The sequence below is a fragment of the Asticcacaulis sp. SL142 genome, from assembly GCF_026625745.1.
GTDB lineage: Bacteria > Pseudomonadota > Alphaproteobacteria > Caulobacterales > Caulobacteraceae > Asticcacaulis.
Genome location: NZ_CP113061.1, coordinates 2,752,572 through 2,769,148 on the forward strand (window position 1 = coordinate 2,752,572; position 16,577 = coordinate 2,769,148).

The window sequence follows — 16,577 nt, forward strand, 5'->3', positions numbered from 1 at the left end:
TGCGCCGGCACCTGCCTCCGGCGCACACAAACGGATGGCTTAATATTTGTACCGGAAACCGAGGTAGTAGGACCTGCCTGAGTGTGAATAGTCGTAGAGCAGGTCCTGTCCGGTGTTACCTTGGGGCGTATTGTAAGCAATATAGCCGTCATCATATTCATCGGTGATATTGATGGCTTCGGCGACCAGCGTAAGGTGCTTATTGACCTTATAGCTGAACTGGGCGTCGACATTGGTTGTTTCATTTTTGCCGCGGTAATCTGAGCCATTGCCGGGGACAAGTTGGGAGATGTAGCCATCGCGGTAAGCCACGGCCACACGGCCTGAGAATTTGTCATCCTCATAATAGAGGGTGGTGTTCCATGAGGTTGGCGACAGGTTGACCAGATCGGCGGTTGTATAGGTATTGGTTACATTGCCACCCGAACCGGTCGTATTGGTTATATACTCAATTTCCGACTTGACCTGTGTATAGTTCACGATCCCGCCGAAGTTACTGAGGAAGCCTGGCAGGAAGGTGAAGCGACGTTGCAGGCTGATTTCAAACCCTTCGAGATCGCCGCCGTCAGTATTGCGAGCCGCATAGACCAGCCAGTTAAAATTCGGGTCATTATAGGGCGCCGCCAGACCGGCCGTGAGAGCGGGCTCAAGACCAAGACTTTCTATTGTCTGATATTGGGCGACGATCTGGATATAGCTCTTGATCTCTTTCTTGAAGAGGCCAATCGAGAACAGGCTGTCAGCATCAGGATACCACTCAAAGCTGGCATCATAGGTATTGGCCCGGATCGGATCCAGGAAAGGATTGCCGAATGGTGTGCCCGCAGAGCCGATGGTGCCGGCGGTTGAACCCGAAGTATTGATCGATCCGCCGGGTGACAGGAATTGCAGGGTCGGTCGCGACATGGTTTTAGCCGCCGCAAAGCGGATGATGACATTCTCCAGCGGTTCAACGGCAATATTGGCGCTGGGCAGGGTGTCCTTATAGCTGCGCTGAACTTCAGTGGTGCGGGCGGTTGTGCCTACACCGCTGAGGCCTATGGCCTTTAACTCAGTCTCTACTTCCCGTACACCGACATTACCTCGTACCGGAATATTGCCAAATTCAGTGTCGAAGTCGAGTTGAACATAATACGCCGTGTCATCTTCGTGCGCTTCACGGGTATTGGCGCGTGAGTTGGAGTTGGTGTTGTTGACCGTAAAGTTGCCGTAGCTGTTGACGCAATTGCAGTTGAAATTGAACGTCGAACGGATCAGGTCCAGATTAGGGATCAGGAAGTTGACCCCGGCCTGGCTTGCGGATTGGGAGAACTTACCAAGATCGGCATTAATGGCGGCGATCAGACCGGCGGATGTTGTCGCGGAAGCATTTTCATCGCGGCTGTTAGCGTTGGTGGTGACCCGACCGAACTCCGTTGAGAAAAAGTCAAAAGTCTTTTTCGATGCGCCAAACTTAAGGGCGAGAATGTCATTGATTTCCCACTTCAGATCAACCCTGGCCGTGGCAAACTCGTTTTCGATCTTTTGGGGACGCAGTCGGATTAGAGACTGGTCGCCCAAAGTATTGCTGCCGGAATAGGTCCAATAGCAGGCCTGATTAGTGTTACAATTTGTAGTGCTGGTACCGTAGTTGAATACGGGGTTGCGGCTGTCGGTGTAGTCGTAGGAATAGCCGTCAACATCATAGGATTCAAAGGTGAAGGTGGTCTGTTCAGGGTTGTCGGTCAGGGACTGAGACTTACCGATCAGGAAGGTCGCCTTCAAGCGCTCATTTATGGTCTGTTCCCATGTCAGGTTCAATTGTTTGAAGGTGGTTGAGAGCTCGTCATAACGCTGCTCGGCGCGGACATCGACATTATCAAAGGTACCAGCAATCAAGGTACCCTCATCATCAATGGTGTAATCGCGCACGACCGTACGCGGCAGACCTTGTCCCGTGCGACTGAACGAGATCGCTTCGATTTCATATTCCTGACGATCCGCACCAAACTTTGCGTACATGCCGTCAACCGTAATCAGGGTGTCGGGGTTGGGGCGCATCTGGAAGGCACCGGTGACACCGAGGCGCTTTTGGTCGATGCTAAAGCGGTTGTAACGTGGAATACGCGGATAGAGCGCGTTGGAAATTTCGAGCGCGGTCGGGTTGGTAATGGTGCCGGTCGCGGGAATGGCGGTTACGGTTGTCGCCGTCCCAAGTTGATAACCGGCAAAGCGTCCGGATGTCGACGGGCTGAACGCATTAGCCCAGCGGGTGGTGTTGGGACCTTCCTCCTGAACCGTGCGCTCAGAATAGGCAACCGACAACAAAGCGCCCAGCTTACCATCCGCCCAGCGGTTGGAAATCAGGAATGTGCCACGCGGCGCGGTGTCTTCGGACAGGTCATTATATCCGATCTGACCGCCTACGGCCATGGTGAAGCCTTTGTAGTCAAAGGGGCGGGCGGTTTGTAGGTCAACCGTGGCTCCCAGTGAGCCTTCTTCAACGTCGGCCGTCATGGACTTACGCACGGTCAGACTGTTGAACAGTTCCGAGGCGAAGACGTTGAAGTCAAAGCCGCGGCCGCGGTTTGCCCCACCGGACGCATCCTTACCGCCAGCCGTTGCCTGGGCTTCGAGGCCGTTGACCCTCACGCGGGTAAAGTCCGGGCCTAACCCGCGAACAACGATGGAGCGACCTTCGCCGCCGTCACGGTCAATAGCAATGCCTGGCACCCGCTGCAGGGATTCAGCCAGATTGTTATCCGGGAAATCGGCGATGTCGTCGGCCTTAATCACATCGACAATCGCGTTTTCTTTTTTCTTGGCGTTGATAGAGGTTTGCAGTGAGCCGCGAAAGCCGGTGACGACGACGGTTTCGACATCCTCTTCGGCTGGCGGTGCCGGGTCTTGCGCAAAGGCAGTGGTACTGACTGCCGCCGCCATCAGGACAGCAAGCGAAGCACCAAAGCGCATCCCGGACCGATAAGTATTAGACGCACCTGTAGCGTGCTTGATTTTGGCAGGCATAGATCAACTCCCCGTTTTTGCCATTGATCACACCCCTCACGATGAGGTGGCTGATCAGTCATTGTTTTAAGAACTCCAGAGTAGAGCGCTCGTTTTGGCTAAAAATTTGACACCGGTGTCATGGCGTGTATTTGGTTATGACACCGGTAGCATATGGTACACATAGATGCTTAAATAAAACAAGTATCGAAATGACGTTATTGTCAAAAGTGATAAATCTGCCATATTATCGGATGGCAGACGCTACGAAACCGGCAATTTAAGCCGCTTTTGCTGTCAAATTCATCTTATTGGCGTATGTCAGGCCAGTTCAGCGCCGTCTGATTCCAGGCGATAGGTTTGCAATTTTAACTCGGTGGGCGATAGATTTGGGCTATCGAAGCGAACCGTGGCGGCCTGACCGATCAGGATATCATGAATACCTGTGGTCGCCCCCGATGAGATCAACTGGCCTTTGCGCAGCGGTTTTTGACGGCGTGCCAGATGACCGGCCAGCCAGCCGATGGCCTTGAGCGGGCCACCGGGCATGGTGAACAGGCCGCCCTGGCCCACCACATGGCCGTCGATTTCCGTGATGGCGCGGAAGGCCTTGACGGCGTTTTCATCCAGATCGTCGATCGTGGATGTCTCATCAAAGGCCATCAGTTGCGGCCCCAAAATCAGCCCGAAATTATTGCCGAAATCCGAGGCCACGACGGTGGGGCCGAGCTTATTTATGGTTGGCAATGGCGATCCCGCCATCTCGATGCCGGCGAACATGGCGTCGATCAGATCAAGCGCTTCGGCCTCAGTGTAAGCGGTTTTCGCGACCGGGGCGTCCTTGCCGATACGGAAGACATATTCAGCCTCAACGGCGGCAAAGCCATGCTCAAACACCGGCACATGAACAGGTTCGCCGTGATAGACCTTAAGCATCGGCTGAAAAATCGGCCCGGCCAGACGTTCGGTGCCATGTTCGGCCTGACGCTCCGGCGCCAGTCGCCCGATTTTCCAGCCGATGACCGGCTTATCCCACAGGGCGATGGCCTGATCCTGAATGAAGTAGGACTCATCCAAAACCGACGGGATCGTGCCCGGATAATCCGTCAAGGCTGCCGCCGAACGACGGGCGGTGACGAAGTTTTTGGCAATATCTTTTAACGGCATCAGGCTTTTCCTTCATTCAGGCCTTCACTCAGGCTCCACATCAACGCCCCGACCCCTTTGGGGTCATTGGGGGTGATTTTTTCAGACATATAATACGCAAACGTGCCGTCGCGATAGGGTACATTGCCAAGGCCCGCGACCCCGCAAATGCCGTTCAGCGCCGTGGGCGTCAGGAACCGGTCAATAGCGGCCTGAAGACTGTCGCGGCCGGCCTTACGCTCCGCCTCCCCCGCAATCCCAAGGCGGGCCGCCTTCATCAGGCCGTATGAAATCATGAGCGAGGCCGAGGCTTCTTCGTAATTGCCGTCGCGGTCGCCCTGATCGACCACCTGATACCACAAGCCATTATCAGAGCGGAATTTCAACAGCGCATTTAAGGTATCGCGCGTGATGCGGGCCAGTTCGGCCCTGCCAGCCTCATCCAGACCTGTGGAATGTTCATAGGATTCGACCAGAGCCCCGATCCACCAGCCCATAGCGCGGCCCCAGACATTGGGCGACAGGCCGGTGTCCGGGTTCGACCAGCGCTCCTGACGGCTTTCGTCCCAGCCGTGGAAATAAAGGCCATTGTCCTTTTTCAGCAGGCGATCAACAGTGGAAAACTGCTGCACGCTGTCGGCAAACAGGGCGTCATTGCCGGTGATACGGGCATAGGCAACCTGAAACGGCTGAGCCATGAACATGCCGTCGAGCCAGACCTGATGCGGGTAAATCTGCTTGTGCCAGTAATTGCCGGATTTCGTGCGCGGATGGTCTTTTAGCTGCGCGAACTGGATATCCATCGCCTTACGGAAACGATCCTCACCGGTGATCTCATAAAGCGGAAACAGGATCTTACCGCCATTAATATGGTCGATATTATATTCTGTGGGCAGGAAGGTCGGCATGGAACCATCGGGCAGGACGCGGGTTTCCATTTCTTTCAGGATATAGTCCAGAAAGGCTTCATCCTTGGTGGTTTGATAAAGGTCAAGCGCGCCTTTCCAGACGATGCCGTCTTCGTAGTTCCAGTACGGACGGTACGGTTCCCAGCTTTTGAAATAGTTTCCGATAAATACCGGCACCTGCGCGCCAAACTTCGACAGGGTGCGGATAGTCGCGTTGCTCACCGTAAACGTCCGGCGCATGGGCGCATCAATGACATCGACGGGGATATTGTGGGATAGGTTCATCATAAGACATTTTCCAATTCGATTTCCGACCCAAGATATCCCTTAAGGTCGAGGTGCTCCAGGCGGACATTACGGGCATTACAGATGTAAAGTCCCTTGCGGGCGACGGCGGGGATAGAGGCGGCCATGTCGGGAAAACCGGCGTCGGCGGTCTCTGAAAAGCTAACCCTGAAATCATCGATACGGATGCCGTCGATCGGTTGTTCCGGCAGGCCGAGCAGATAGGCGGCGGCATGGCGCGTCTGGTCACAATATATCCGTGTCAGGGTGATATTGCCGATAGAGGGCGTGCGCTCATCAACCGGAAACGGATTTCGGTTACCGACATAGTCGGTCTTGCCGTCCGGATCGCACCAGTAAAAGCTGTTGATCACAAAGGCTGTGCCGACATTTTTCATGCGGATATTATCAAAACGGATGTGGCTTGCCACCGCATCCTTACCGCGCCCGCGCCGGGTCTTGATACGCAGGCCGCGATCCGTGCCGGTAAACAGGCAATCGCGCACGGTGACATCATAAATGCCGGAAGCCATCTCAGATCCGACCACGACGGCGCCATGACCATCCTGCATCCAGCAGTTGGAAATCATCACCCGCCGCGTCGGTCGCAAAACTTTGCGGGCCATACTGATCTTGCCCGATTTGAGGGCGATGCAATCATCGCCGACCGTAAAATGCACACCACAGATTTTAACATCGGTGCAGCTTTCCGGGTTGAGACCATCGGTATTGGGGCTGTCGGACGGAGCCTTGATCTTAAGGTTGGTGAAGGTCAGCCAACGGCTGTTCAGCGGGTGGATCGTCCATGACGGGCTGTTGGCGACCGTGAGGCCCTCAAGGGTGATTTTCTCACTGTCGATGATCGAGATCAGCCGCGGTCGCCAGGCAGCGTGATCGCCGTCGCCAAAGGGTGCCTTGGGCCGCGACCACCAAGTGTCGAACCCGGCACGGCCATCGATTTCGCCTTCGCCGTAGATCATGACATTGCGGGCCGCAATGATGTTAATCAGGCCCGCGTGGCAATTCAGCGCCTCACCTTCCCATGAGCCCAGCCAGGCCTTTTCGTTGCCGTCATCATCATAAAGCGTGCCGGGCAGGATGGGCCAGTTCGCGATATCGCGCCGGCCCAGAAGGCGCGCGTCTTTGGCGATCTCAAACGCCATGTCGCTTTTGAGAAATAGCGGCCCGCTGACATAATCACCGCCCGTCAGACGCACCCGGCCATCGCACGGGCAGGCGGAAATCGCGGCTTGCAAGGCGGCGGTATCATCGGTGATGCCATCGCCTCTGGCCCCGAAGGTGCTGGGATCAAGCACGGCCTTGCACCGGACGGTTCGGGCGACCAGCTCTTCGTCGTCCAAGGTCACCGTATAGAGCGTATCGGGCTTTAAGCCGGTCAGGGTAAAGACATTCAGATCGGTGGTGAGTGCGGGTGCGCCGTCGACCCAAACTTTGCGCGCCGTGTCCGTCCGGTAGATGCTGCCGTCGCTGATTTCAAAGGTAAGTGCCGTCGGCAGATCGGCGATCAGGTTCAGGCGTGGCGAGTCTGGGTTCGGCATGACCTTAGCGGATGATCCGGTGCAGGATGGCGTTGATGTCATCATAAAGCGCATCACCGGCCTGCTTTAAGGTGATCTTGCCGTAGCCAAAGGCTTCTAAGATATCCTGAAAACCGTCGCGGACGCGCGGGTGCTCGAAGTAGGGGCTTTCCAGCACATTGATGGGCAGGCGGGCCAGCATGTCTTCGCTATCCTGCTGGAGTTTGCCAATCAGGCCGTCGTCGCGCAGGATTTTTTGCGCGGTCTTGGAGACCGGTACGCCGCGCTTGGTCTCCATCGCCCGCACCCCGTCAGGGTCATTGAGCAGGAAGTTGATCAGCATGGCCGATTCGCGCGGATGCGGGGATTTGGCATTAACCGCAAACATCATCGATGGCCGGTACAGCAATCCGGCGTCGGTCGCCCCCGGCCGTATCGGATAGGGGGCCAGCACGACTTCCTGCGGTCGCCCGTCAATACTGGCTAAGGTGTCGGTATATTTCTCAATGGCGCTGTTCCATTGATAAGTGCCAGCAAACTCACCATTGATCCACGGCCGCATTTCCTGCTGTGGTAGATAGCCGTAAGACGCCCGCACCTGCGCGCTGGGCCAGACATGATCGCGGATCATTTTGGCATAAAACCCGGCATATTCGTGCATGTCGGCGCGGGTGCAGTTGAGCGACTTGGTCTCAGAATTTACCAGCGCCTTACCGGTCTTTTGCACGATATATGACCGCGCCAGCGTGATGAAATCCTGAAACAGGCCGTCAAGCGGATAATAGGCGTCACCCAGCTTGGCCTTGAACTGCGGCCCGCGCGAGAAGAGCGATTCCCATGTGTCAGGCAGGCTTAGGCCCGCCTTATCATAGGTGGTTTTGTTGAGGTACATCAGCCGTGCCGCATTGGAAATGGCCAACGCATTAAGCTTACCCGCCGTTGTACCCATCGACAGGGTGCGGGCATCAAACTGGCTGAAATCGATCTCATTCTTATACTGATTAAGGTCGGTAAAGCCTTCGCCATCACGCGAAAACAGGGTCTGCCAGTACCAGTTGATTTGCATAACATCCGGCGCGGTTTCGCCGGCGATCTGGGTTGTCAGGCGCTCCAGATGGCCGGTGAAGCCGGTATATTCGCCGCGCACGCGAATATGAGGGTGGCGTTTTTCAAACAGTTGCAGGGCATTGAGCGTGGCTTTGTGGGCGGATGTGCCGCCCCACCAGCTCATGCGCAGGGTGATAGCCCCCCCGTTTGACGATGAGGTTTGGGTCTTTGAGCAGGCGGTCAGGCCGGTGAATGCGGCCGCCCCCAGCAGAAGGTTGCGGCGATGCAGACGGGCAGCGATTAGGGTCAAATCTGACATAGTCTACCCCTTCACCGCGCCGGAGGTGATGCCTTCGACAAAGTATCTTTGGGCCACAAAAAACAGGATCAGGGACGGTGCCAAAGCGATGGTCGACATGGCTAGAATCTCATTCCATGAGGTCGCTTCGGTCACGTCGATCGACATTTTGAGCGCCAGCGCCACCGGATATTTCTCAACCGAAGACAGATAGATCAGGGGCTGCAGGAAGTCGTTCATTGACCACATGAACTGGAACAGGGCGACCGAAATAATGGCAGGCAGTATGACGGGGGCCACCACCAGAGTCAGTACTTGAAAGGAATTGCAGCCATCCATGACCGCGGCCTCTTCCATTTCCATGGGCAGTGAGCGCATGAACTGAATGATCATGAACACGAAGAAGCCTTCGACCGCAAAGGCTTGCGGGGCGATAAGCGGCAGATAGGTGTCGAGCCAGCCAAATTCGCGGAACATCAGATATTGCGGGATCAGCAAAACGGATTTCGGCAACAGAACCGTCGCCATCAGCAGTGCAAACAATAACTTACGGCCCGGAATGGCAAAACGGGCAAAGCCGTAGGCGACGATAACGGACGAAATAACCGTCACGATCACCTTGGGCACGACGATCTTCATGGTGTTGATCAGGTAGGTCGCAAAGGTATATTCGGTCGAGGTTTCCCAGCCTTTTTTGAAGCCATCGAGTGTCGGCTCTTTCGGGATGAAACCGATAGAGGAGAAGATTTCCTGATTGTTCTTAAACGATCCACCGATCATCCAGAACAGCGGATAGAGCATCATGAAGCCGATAATGATCAGTATGCCGTAGCGCAGGAAGGCATTGATGACCGGTAGGTGTTTACGCCATCCGGCGTCAGCGGGTGCGGACACGCTCATTTCTGGTCTCCCCGATCTTGAGCATAAAAGACCCAGTGTTTCTGGGACCAGAAAGCGATGGCGGTAAAGACGGCGATGATGACAAACAGCACCCACGACAGGGCCGAGGAATAGCCGAGGTTGAAGTATTTGAACCCTTCCTCATAGATCATCAGCGGCAGCAGGTAGCTGGATTTGAGCGGGCCGCCGCCGGTGATGATATAGGGGCCGTTAAATTCCTGAAAGGCCTGCACGATCTGCATGATAAAGTTGAAGAACAGCACCGGCGTCAGCAGCGGTAAGGTGATCATCCAGAACTGGCGCATCCGTGACGCGCCGTCCAAATCAGCGGCTTCATAGAGGTCTTCGGGGATAGCCTTGAGGCCCGCCAGAAACACCACCATGGCCGAGCCGAACTGCCACAGGCGCAGCAGGATGATTGAAAACATGGCAGTATTGGGCTCGCCCAACCAGTTGACGCCGGTAATGCCGATCATCTCTAACGCTTGATTGATCAGGCCGTCACCGGCGAACACAAAGCGCCAGACGATGGCGATGGCGACCGAGCCACCAAGGATTGACGGCAGGTAATAGGCGGTACGGAAAAACCCAATGGCACGCAGTTTGAAATTCAGAACGACGGCAATAAACAGCGCAAAGGCCAGCTTTAGCGGCACGGTGAGGAACACATAGAAAAACGTGACACCGAGCGATTTCTGGAACGTCGCGTCGCGACCCATTTCGGTATAGTTCTGCAGGCCGGTGAAATTGGCGCTGCCCAACTGATCCTGCAATTGGGCATCAGTCAGGCTGAGCACGAATGAGGCTATGAACGGAAAGGCCGTAAACAGCAAAAAGCCGATGACGAACGGAGCTACATAGAGCGAGCCAATTTTTTTGTCATTGAACATGGCGGCCTCTACACCTGAGTCGGATCAAAGTCGGGCGCGTGGCCGAGCGCCATACCGTCCGCGTCAAACAGATGGGCGCGTTTAAGCTCGATGGTCAGGGCAACTTCCTGATGATTATGAACCGGGGCTTCGCCGTCCAGCTTGATGATGATCGGCTCGCATTCGAATTCTTTAAGCGCGACATAGGCAAAGGTTTCCCCGCCGAGGCGCTCAATCAGGGTGACGTAGCCGGTCAGGTGGGCCTCTGCGCCGGGCACGGCGAAGCTTAAGGATTCCGGACGCAAGCCCAACTGGATTTTATCAGACGCGGGTTTAGATACATCCTTGCGTGGGATGATCAGCGATCCTTGCGCCGTCTGGATGCGCACGCTGTCGGCGGTCGATCCGGCAAAGGTCGCGGGCAGGATGTTCATGCGCGGCGAGCCGATAAAGCCGGCCACAAACAGATTGGCCGGATGGCGATAAAGGGTCATGGGTGAGCCAACCTGCTCAACTAACCCTGCGCGCAGCACCACGATCTTGTCGGCCAGAGTCATGGCTTCAACCTGATCGTGGGTCACATAGACCGAGGTCGCGCCCAGCTTGCGGTGCAGGCGGGCGATTTCAACGCGCATCTGACCGCGCAAAGACGCATCGAGATTGGACAAGGGTTCATCGAACAGGAAAACATCCGGCTCGCGCACAATGGCACGCCCGATGGCGACGCGCTGACGCTGACCACCTGACAGGGCTTTGGGGCGGCGTTGCAGCAGATGATCCAGTTGCAAAATCTCGGCAACCTCATGCACCTTGGCGCGGATCTCAGCCTTGGGGCGGCCCTGAATCTTAAGCGCAAAGGCGATGTTGTCTTCGACCGTCATGTGCGGATAAAGGGCGTAGGATTGAAACACCATCGCCACGCCGCGCTTGGACGGGTGGGCGTAGGTCACGTCCTTATCGGCAATGACAATCTCACCGGATGTCGGGGTCTCAAGGCCTGCAATCAGGCGCAGCAAGGTGGACTTGCCACAGCCGGACGGGCCGACAAACACGACCAGTTCGCCCTTTTTGACATCAAGGCTCACACCCTTGATGACATCGGTGCCGTTAAACGATTTGGTGACGGCGCTAAGCCTGACGCTGCTTGAAGTCACATTTCCCCGCTGTGTATTTTGTTATTTTTGCTATTAGGAACCTTAGTATAGGAAACCGGTGTCATTTTCAACGCTGATTATATATAAAGCTGAAAATTGGGCCCATGCGGGCTTGCTGTAACGGCCCTCGACGGCTATTGAAGCGACTACGCGCATATTCACGCACAAATACGCAGAAAGACATTTCTCATGAAAATTGCTCTGATCAACGAGAACAGCCAGGCCGCCAAGAACGGCATCATTTTCGACGCGCTCAAGACGGTTGCCGAACCGCTCGGCCACACGGTGTTTAACTATGGTATGTACGGCGCCGACGACAAGGCCTCGCTGACCTACGTAATGAACGGCCTGCTGGCCGGTATCCTGCTGAATTCAAAGGCTGTTGATTTCGTCGTCACCGGCTGCGGCACCGGCATGGGCGCCATGCTGGCCTGTAACTCGATGCCCGGCGTTTTCTGTGGTCTGGTGATCGACCCGACCGACGCCTTCCTGTTTGGCCAAATCAATGACGGCAACGCGATTTCGATGCCCTACGCCAAGGGCTTTGGCTGGGCCGCTGAACTGAACCTGCAGGACGTGTATCGTAAGCTGTTCGACGGTGAGCGCGGTCTGGGCTATCCCAAGGAGCGCGCTGAGATCATGGCCAAGAACCGTGGCATCCTGAAAGACCTGAAGGCCGCGTCGTGCAGGGACATGCTGACCGTCCTCAAGACCACTGATCAGGACCTTCTGAAGGCCGCCGTGGCCGGTGAGAAGTTCTCGGAATACTTCTTTGCCAACGCGCAGGACGAAGAGATCAAAGCCTACATCAAGGGCCTTGTCGGTTAAGCGATTATCGAACTTGCGGACACAAAAAACCCCTTCCGTGGAAACGGAAGGGGTTTTCTTTTTTACTAACAGTCAGGGCGGATTAGCGAGCTAACCAGCCGCCATCGACCGGGATAACCGCACCGTTGACATAGTCAGAGGCGCGTGACGCCAGGAACACCGCCGTGCCGCCAAGGTCGGCCGGATCACCCCAGCGGGCCGCCGGAATACGGTCGAGGATCGACTTGTTGCGGGCTTCATCGGCGCGGATCTGGGCAGTGTTGTCGGTCGACATATAGCCCGGCGCGATGGCGTTGATGTTGACGCCCTTGGCTGCCCATTCGTTGGCCAGCAGGCGGGTGATGCCAGCGATGCCGGACTTTGACGCCGTATAGGACGGGACGCGGATGCCGCCCTGAAACGACAGCATCGAGGCGATGTTGATGATTTTGCCATAGCCTTGTGCGATAAAGTGCTTACCCGCCGCCTGCGACATGAAAAAGGCCGACTTGATGTTGACGTTCATGACGTCGTCCCAGTCTTTTTCCGAGAATTCAACAGCATCGGCGCGGCGGATCAGACCGGCATTGTTGACGAGGATATCGAGGCCGCCGAGGCCGTCGAGGGTTTCCTTGACGATGCGGTCAACCGGCTCAATCGTGATCAGATTGGCGTCGATATTGATGAACTTGCGGCCCAGGGCCTTGATCTTTTCAGCCGTGTCATCGGCAGGCACGATACCGGCGGCGGCGATATCGGCACCGGCTTCGGCCAGCGCAATGGCGATGCCTTGACCAAGGCCCGTATTGGCGCCGGTGACAAGGGCGACCTTGCCGGTCAGATCAAATGGTTGTGTCATGATTTTTTCCTTTTTCATCTCCTCCCCTGCACAGCGGGGAGGTATAAGCTCTTATTTCAACTGACAGATATCGAGCACGTTCATGTCGGTATAGTCGAGGTTTTCCCCGCCCATCGCCCAGATGAAGGTATAGTTCGACGTACCCGCACCCATGTGGATCGACCACGGCGGCGAGACCACTGCTTCGTCATTCTGCATGATGATGTGGCGGCAATTGTCCGGCTCACCCATGAAGTGGAAGACGCGGTCGTTGTCACCAAGGTTATAGTAGAAATAAACCTCAGAGCGGCGGTCGTGCAGGTGCGGCGGCATGGTGTTCCATACCGAACCGGGCGAAAGCTCGGTCAGGCCGAGCAGAAGCTGGCAGGACTTGGCGGTGGTCGGCACGATGTACTGATAGATGACGCGCTGGTTCGATTGTTCCAGCGAGCCACGCTCCAGCGGGACCGCCTTATCGATCGAAATCTTGACGGTCTCATAGCGCTGATGAGCCGGGGTCGAGGTCAGGTAATATTTGGCGGGGTTTAACGCATCGTTCGATTTGAACAGAACCTCAGCTGTGCCCATCGGCGCATAAAGACCGTCCTTTTGGCCCAGAGCATAGTCAACACCATCAATGGTCACGACGCCTGAGCCTGAGCCGACATTGATGATGCCAAGTTCGCGCCGCTCCAGAAACGGATGACCGGCCGCAGACGCGGGCTCCGTCTGATCCGGCAGCTTGACGACGCCGTTTACAGGCGCGGCACCGCCGATGACGAAGCGCTCAAAGTGCGTGTAGTTGAGAACGATCTCATCGGCTTTGAACAGGCCGCCCATGTGGTACTTATCGCGCAGATCCTGATTGCCAACATTGACCATCATATCCGGATGGGTCGCATAGTAGGTTTTGTGATAAATTTTATCGCACATGGAAAACCTCGTGAAGAGATGAACGCTCCGATCAATCAAATCGGAGCATCTTAGGTCACGTTTGATCCACCCTTTAAAGCTTATAGGCCGCTTTGGGAAGATTATATGTGAGGTCCTTGATGGTTTGCGCCGCCTCATCCAGGTCCAAACGATGCTCGGCCACTAGTCGCGCCAGGAAGTTGGCGTCGATGCGGCGGGCGACATCGTGACGAGCCGGGATGGACAGGAAAGCGCGGGTGTCGTCATTAAAGCCGACGGTGTTGTAGAAACCGGCAGTCTCCGTCACCTGCTCCCGGAAGCGGGTCATGCCTTCGGGTGAGTCGTGGAACCACCATGAGGGGCCGAGTTTCAGGATCGGATAGTGACCGGCGAGTGGCGCCAGCTCGCGCGCATAGCTGGTTTCATCGAGCGTAAACAGAATTACCGTCAGGTCTCTTTCATTGCCGAACGCATCCAGCAAAGGTTTCAGATCGTTGACATAGTTAGTCGGCAGCGGAATGTCGCAGCCCTTATCGCGGCCATAGGTCTCAAATACCTTGAAGTTATGGTTGCGGAAGGCACCGGGATGGATCTGCATGGTCAGGCCGTCATCCAGCGACATACGCGCCATTTCGGTCAGCATCTGAGCCCGGAACAGTTCGGCGTCATCAGGTGAGAATCCACCACGAATAATGCGGTTAAACAGGGCCTCAGCGTCCACAGGTGACAGATTGGCGGTCCTGGCGGTTGGGTGGCCGTGGTCGGTCGAGGTGGCACCCATCGTCATGAAAAAGTCGCGGCGATTGCGGTGGGCGCGCAGATAGCCTTTCCAGCTATAGACATCCTCACCGGACAGTTCGCCGAAGATTTTCATCTTGGCTTTGAAGTCTTCGTGTTCGGCATCGATAACCGGATCAGGGCGGTAGGCGGTGACCACGCGGCCTTGCCAGCCGGAGTCCTTGATTTTCTGGTGGTGCTCTAAGCTATCGGTCGGCGATTCCGTCGTCGCCAGCAGTTCGATATTGAAGCGTTCAAACAGGGCGCGCGGACGATAGGCGTCGGACGCCAGTAGTTCACCGATGCGGTCTAAATAGAAATCCGCCGTCTCTTCGCTCAGCTTGACCTCAAAACCCATGATCTGGTCAAACACATAGCCCATCCACATCGACGTGGGCGTGCCGCGGAACAGGTGCTGGTTCTTGGCAAAGATTTTCCAGGCTGTGCGCGCATCAGCTGGGCTGGGGCCCGCCTTGGAGCCGACGCCGACATCGTCCATGCTGATACCCTGCGAATAGAGCATGCGGTAGATGTAATGGTCAGGTGCCAGAAATAGCTGAGTGGCATTGCCGAAGGACTCGTTATCCGCGAACCACTGCGGATCGGTATGGCCATGCGGGCTGAGGATTGGAAAATCCTTGACCAGGGCATAAAGCTCACGGGCAATGGCGCGCTGGCTAGGGTCGCTGGAAAAGAGGCGATCCTCATTCAGTTTCAATGGTTCGGGCATCTTATGGGTACCAATAATTATGAAGCGCCGGAGCCTTTTACGTGGCCGGTCACATCAGCTACTCCCTGACGCTATAGGTAACCGGTGTCATCGCATTTGTCCAGCGACTATTTGCGAAGCCGTCTCAGCTTTGTGCGTCTTACGGCTTGAAGCCTTTGGGGGCGGGGCCGGTGGAATCGCGCACGACCAGAGCGGCATCGAACACTGTGGTGTGTTTTCGGCTATTGTCCTGATCAATCAGGGTTTCAGCCGCGGCCCTGCCCATATCGCGGATTGGCAGGCGCACGGTCGTCAGCGCCGGGTAGATGCGCGACGCCAGCGGGCTGTCGTCAAAGCCGATGATGCTAAGATCGCCGGGCACTGACAATCCCATTTGCAGAGCAACCTTATAGGCGCCAATGGCCATCTCGTCGTTCGACGCAAAGATGGCGGTCGGCCGATCGGGATGGCTAAGGATTTTTTGGCCGGCCTCAAAACCGGATTCGAATGAATAGGCGCCTTCGGCGGTGATCGCAGGGTCGATGTCAAGGCCGTGGGCCTTAAGGCCTTCGGCAAAGCCTTGTCGGCGCTCCTTGGCGGAGGCGTAACCGTGCGGGCCTTCGATAAAGGCGATGCGCCGGTGGCCAAGTTCAACCAGATGATCGGCGGCCTGCTGGCAGCCCATCCGGTCGCGCGACACGACCTGAGAGGTCTTGATTGGGGGGGAATTATCGTCACCATGTCGGGCGGTGATGCGCACGAACGGCACCGCCAGTTCTTCTAACACCTGGATCAGTTGCCGGTTTTCGGCAATCGGCGGCAGCAGGATCACACCCGACAGGCGTTGCAATTCCACAAAGTCACGGATTTCCTCAAGGAAGCTGTCAGAGGTTTTATCGCACGGGTGGACCACCAGTTCGATGCCGGAACCGCGCACCTTATCGAGGATGCCCATCTGCATGTTGACGATGTACTGGGCGTTGGGGTTGTCATAGATCAGCCCCAGCAGGAACGACCGGCGAAAGGCCAGACCGCGCGCCTGCGGGTCGGGCCGGAAGCCAATGCGGGCGATGATGGCATTGACGGCTTCGCGGGTTTCTTCCCGCACCGACGGAGAATTGTTGATAATCCGGGAGACGGTCTTTTTGGATACCCGTGCCAAGGCGGCGACATCATTGATGGTCGCTTTTTTGCGCCGCTTCAGGAACTCTTCGACAGGGTCTGCGGCGGAGGCCTTAGCGGGTTGAGTCTGGGGGGGTATGGTCATGGGCTCCCGGTCGTTTCGTTTAAGTTATGTGTAAAGTGCGTCGATGGCGATGACAAGATGCGCGAAAGCCGTGGGAGGGGCGGCCGGGCAGGCATCGGAATGTATGTGGTTTCAGCGGACTGCGTTCGGGTGTAAGA

Annotated in this window: 13 protein-coding genes; 1 reads left to right on the forward strand and 12 read right to left on the reverse strand. The window is 56.2% G+C overall.

Going from position 1 to position 16,577, the window contains the following annotated elements:
* Positions 1-39 precede the first annotated feature (39 nt).
* The 8 genes from OVA03_RS12540 to OVA03_RS12575 form a co-directional block, all read right to left on the reverse strand.
* A complete protein-coding gene (locus OVA03_RS12540; RefSeq protein WP_267525098.1) occupies positions 40-3,006 on the reverse strand; it encodes a TonB-dependent receptor in 2,967 nt (988 codons plus the stop codon).
* Positions 3,007-3,306: 300 nt separating this feature from the next.
* Complete coding sequence (locus tag OVA03_RS12545) at positions 3,307-4,152, reverse strand: 2-keto-4-pentenoate hydratase (RefSeq protein WP_267525101.1); 846 nt, start codon at positions 4,150-4,152, stop codon at positions 3,307-3,309.
* Positions 4,152-5,327: a glycoside hydrolase family 88/105 protein gene (locus tag OVA03_RS12550; protein ID WP_267525103.1), complete on the reverse strand. Its 1,176-nt coding sequence runs from the start codon at positions 5,325-5,327 to the stop codon at positions 4,152-4,154. Before OVA03_RS12550 ends, OVA03_RS12545 begins: the two co-directional genes overlap by 1 nt.
* A complete protein-coding gene (locus OVA03_RS12555) occupies positions 5,324-6,928 on the reverse strand; it encodes a glycoside hydrolase family 28 protein (protein WP_267525105.1) in 1,605 nt (534 codons plus the stop codon). The genes OVA03_RS12550 and OVA03_RS12555 overlap by 4 nt, the downstream gene beginning before the upstream one ends.
* A complete protein-coding gene (locus tag OVA03_RS12560) occupies positions 6,888-8,228 on the reverse strand; it encodes an ABC transporter substrate-binding protein (protein WP_267525108.1) in 1,341 nt (446 codons plus the stop codon). The genes OVA03_RS12555 and OVA03_RS12560 overlap by 41 nt, the downstream gene beginning before the upstream one ends.
* Before the next feature lie 3 nt (positions 8,229-8,231).
* A complete protein-coding gene (locus OVA03_RS12565; protein WP_267525110.1) occupies positions 8,232-9,107 on the reverse strand; it encodes a carbohydrate ABC transporter permease in 876 nt (291 codons plus the stop codon).
* A complete protein-coding gene (locus OVA03_RS12570) occupies positions 9,104-9,997 on the reverse strand; it encodes a carbohydrate ABC transporter permease (protein ID WP_267525112.1) in 894 nt (297 codons plus the stop codon). Before OVA03_RS12570 ends, OVA03_RS12565 begins: the two co-directional genes overlap by 4 nt.
* 8 nt (positions 9,998-10,005) lie before the next feature.
* Positions 10,006-11,130: an ABC transporter ATP-binding protein gene (locus OVA03_RS12575; protein ID WP_267525114.1), complete on the reverse strand. Its 1,125-nt coding sequence runs from the start codon at positions 11,128-11,130 to the stop codon at positions 10,006-10,008.
* A 189-nt stretch (positions 11,131-11,319) separates the two neighbouring features.
* Between OVA03_RS12575 and OVA03_RS12580 the strand changes: the two genes are divergently transcribed.
* Positions 11,320-11,958: an RpiB/LacA/LacB family sugar-phosphate isomerase gene (locus OVA03_RS12580; protein WP_267525115.1), complete on the forward strand. Its 639-nt coding sequence runs from the start codon at positions 11,320-11,322 to the stop codon at positions 11,956-11,958.
* An 82-nt stretch (positions 11,959-12,040) separates the two neighbouring features.
* Here the strand turns inward: OVA03_RS12580 and kduD are convergent, their stop codons facing one another.
* The 4 genes from kduD to OVA03_RS12600 all read right to left on the reverse strand — a co-directional run bounded on the left by kduD (position 12,041) and on the right by OVA03_RS12600 (position 16,440).
* A complete protein-coding gene (gene kduD / locus OVA03_RS12585; protein WP_267525117.1) occupies positions 12,041-12,796 on the reverse strand; it encodes a 2-dehydro-3-deoxy-D-gluconate 5-dehydrogenase KduD in 756 nt (251 codons plus the stop codon).
* 51 nt (positions 12,797-12,847) lie between these two features.
* Positions 12,848-13,708, reverse strand: coding sequence for a 5-dehydro-4-deoxy-D-glucuronate isomerase (gene kduI / locus OVA03_RS12590; protein WP_267525119.1), 861 nt, complete (start codon positions 13,706-13,708; stop codon positions 12,848-12,850).
* A 73-nt stretch (positions 13,709-13,781) separates the two neighbouring features.
* Positions 13,782-15,194, reverse strand: a complete 1,413-nt coding sequence (gene uxaC / locus OVA03_RS12595) for a glucuronate isomerase (RefSeq protein WP_267525122.1) — start codon at positions 15,192-15,194, stop codon at positions 13,782-13,784.
* 139 nt (positions 15,195-15,333) lie between these two features.
* A complete protein-coding gene (locus OVA03_RS12600; protein ID WP_267525125.1) occupies positions 15,334-16,440 on the reverse strand; it encodes a LacI family DNA-binding transcriptional regulator in 1,107 nt (368 codons plus the stop codon).
* Positions 16,441-16,577 lie beyond the last annotated feature (137 nt).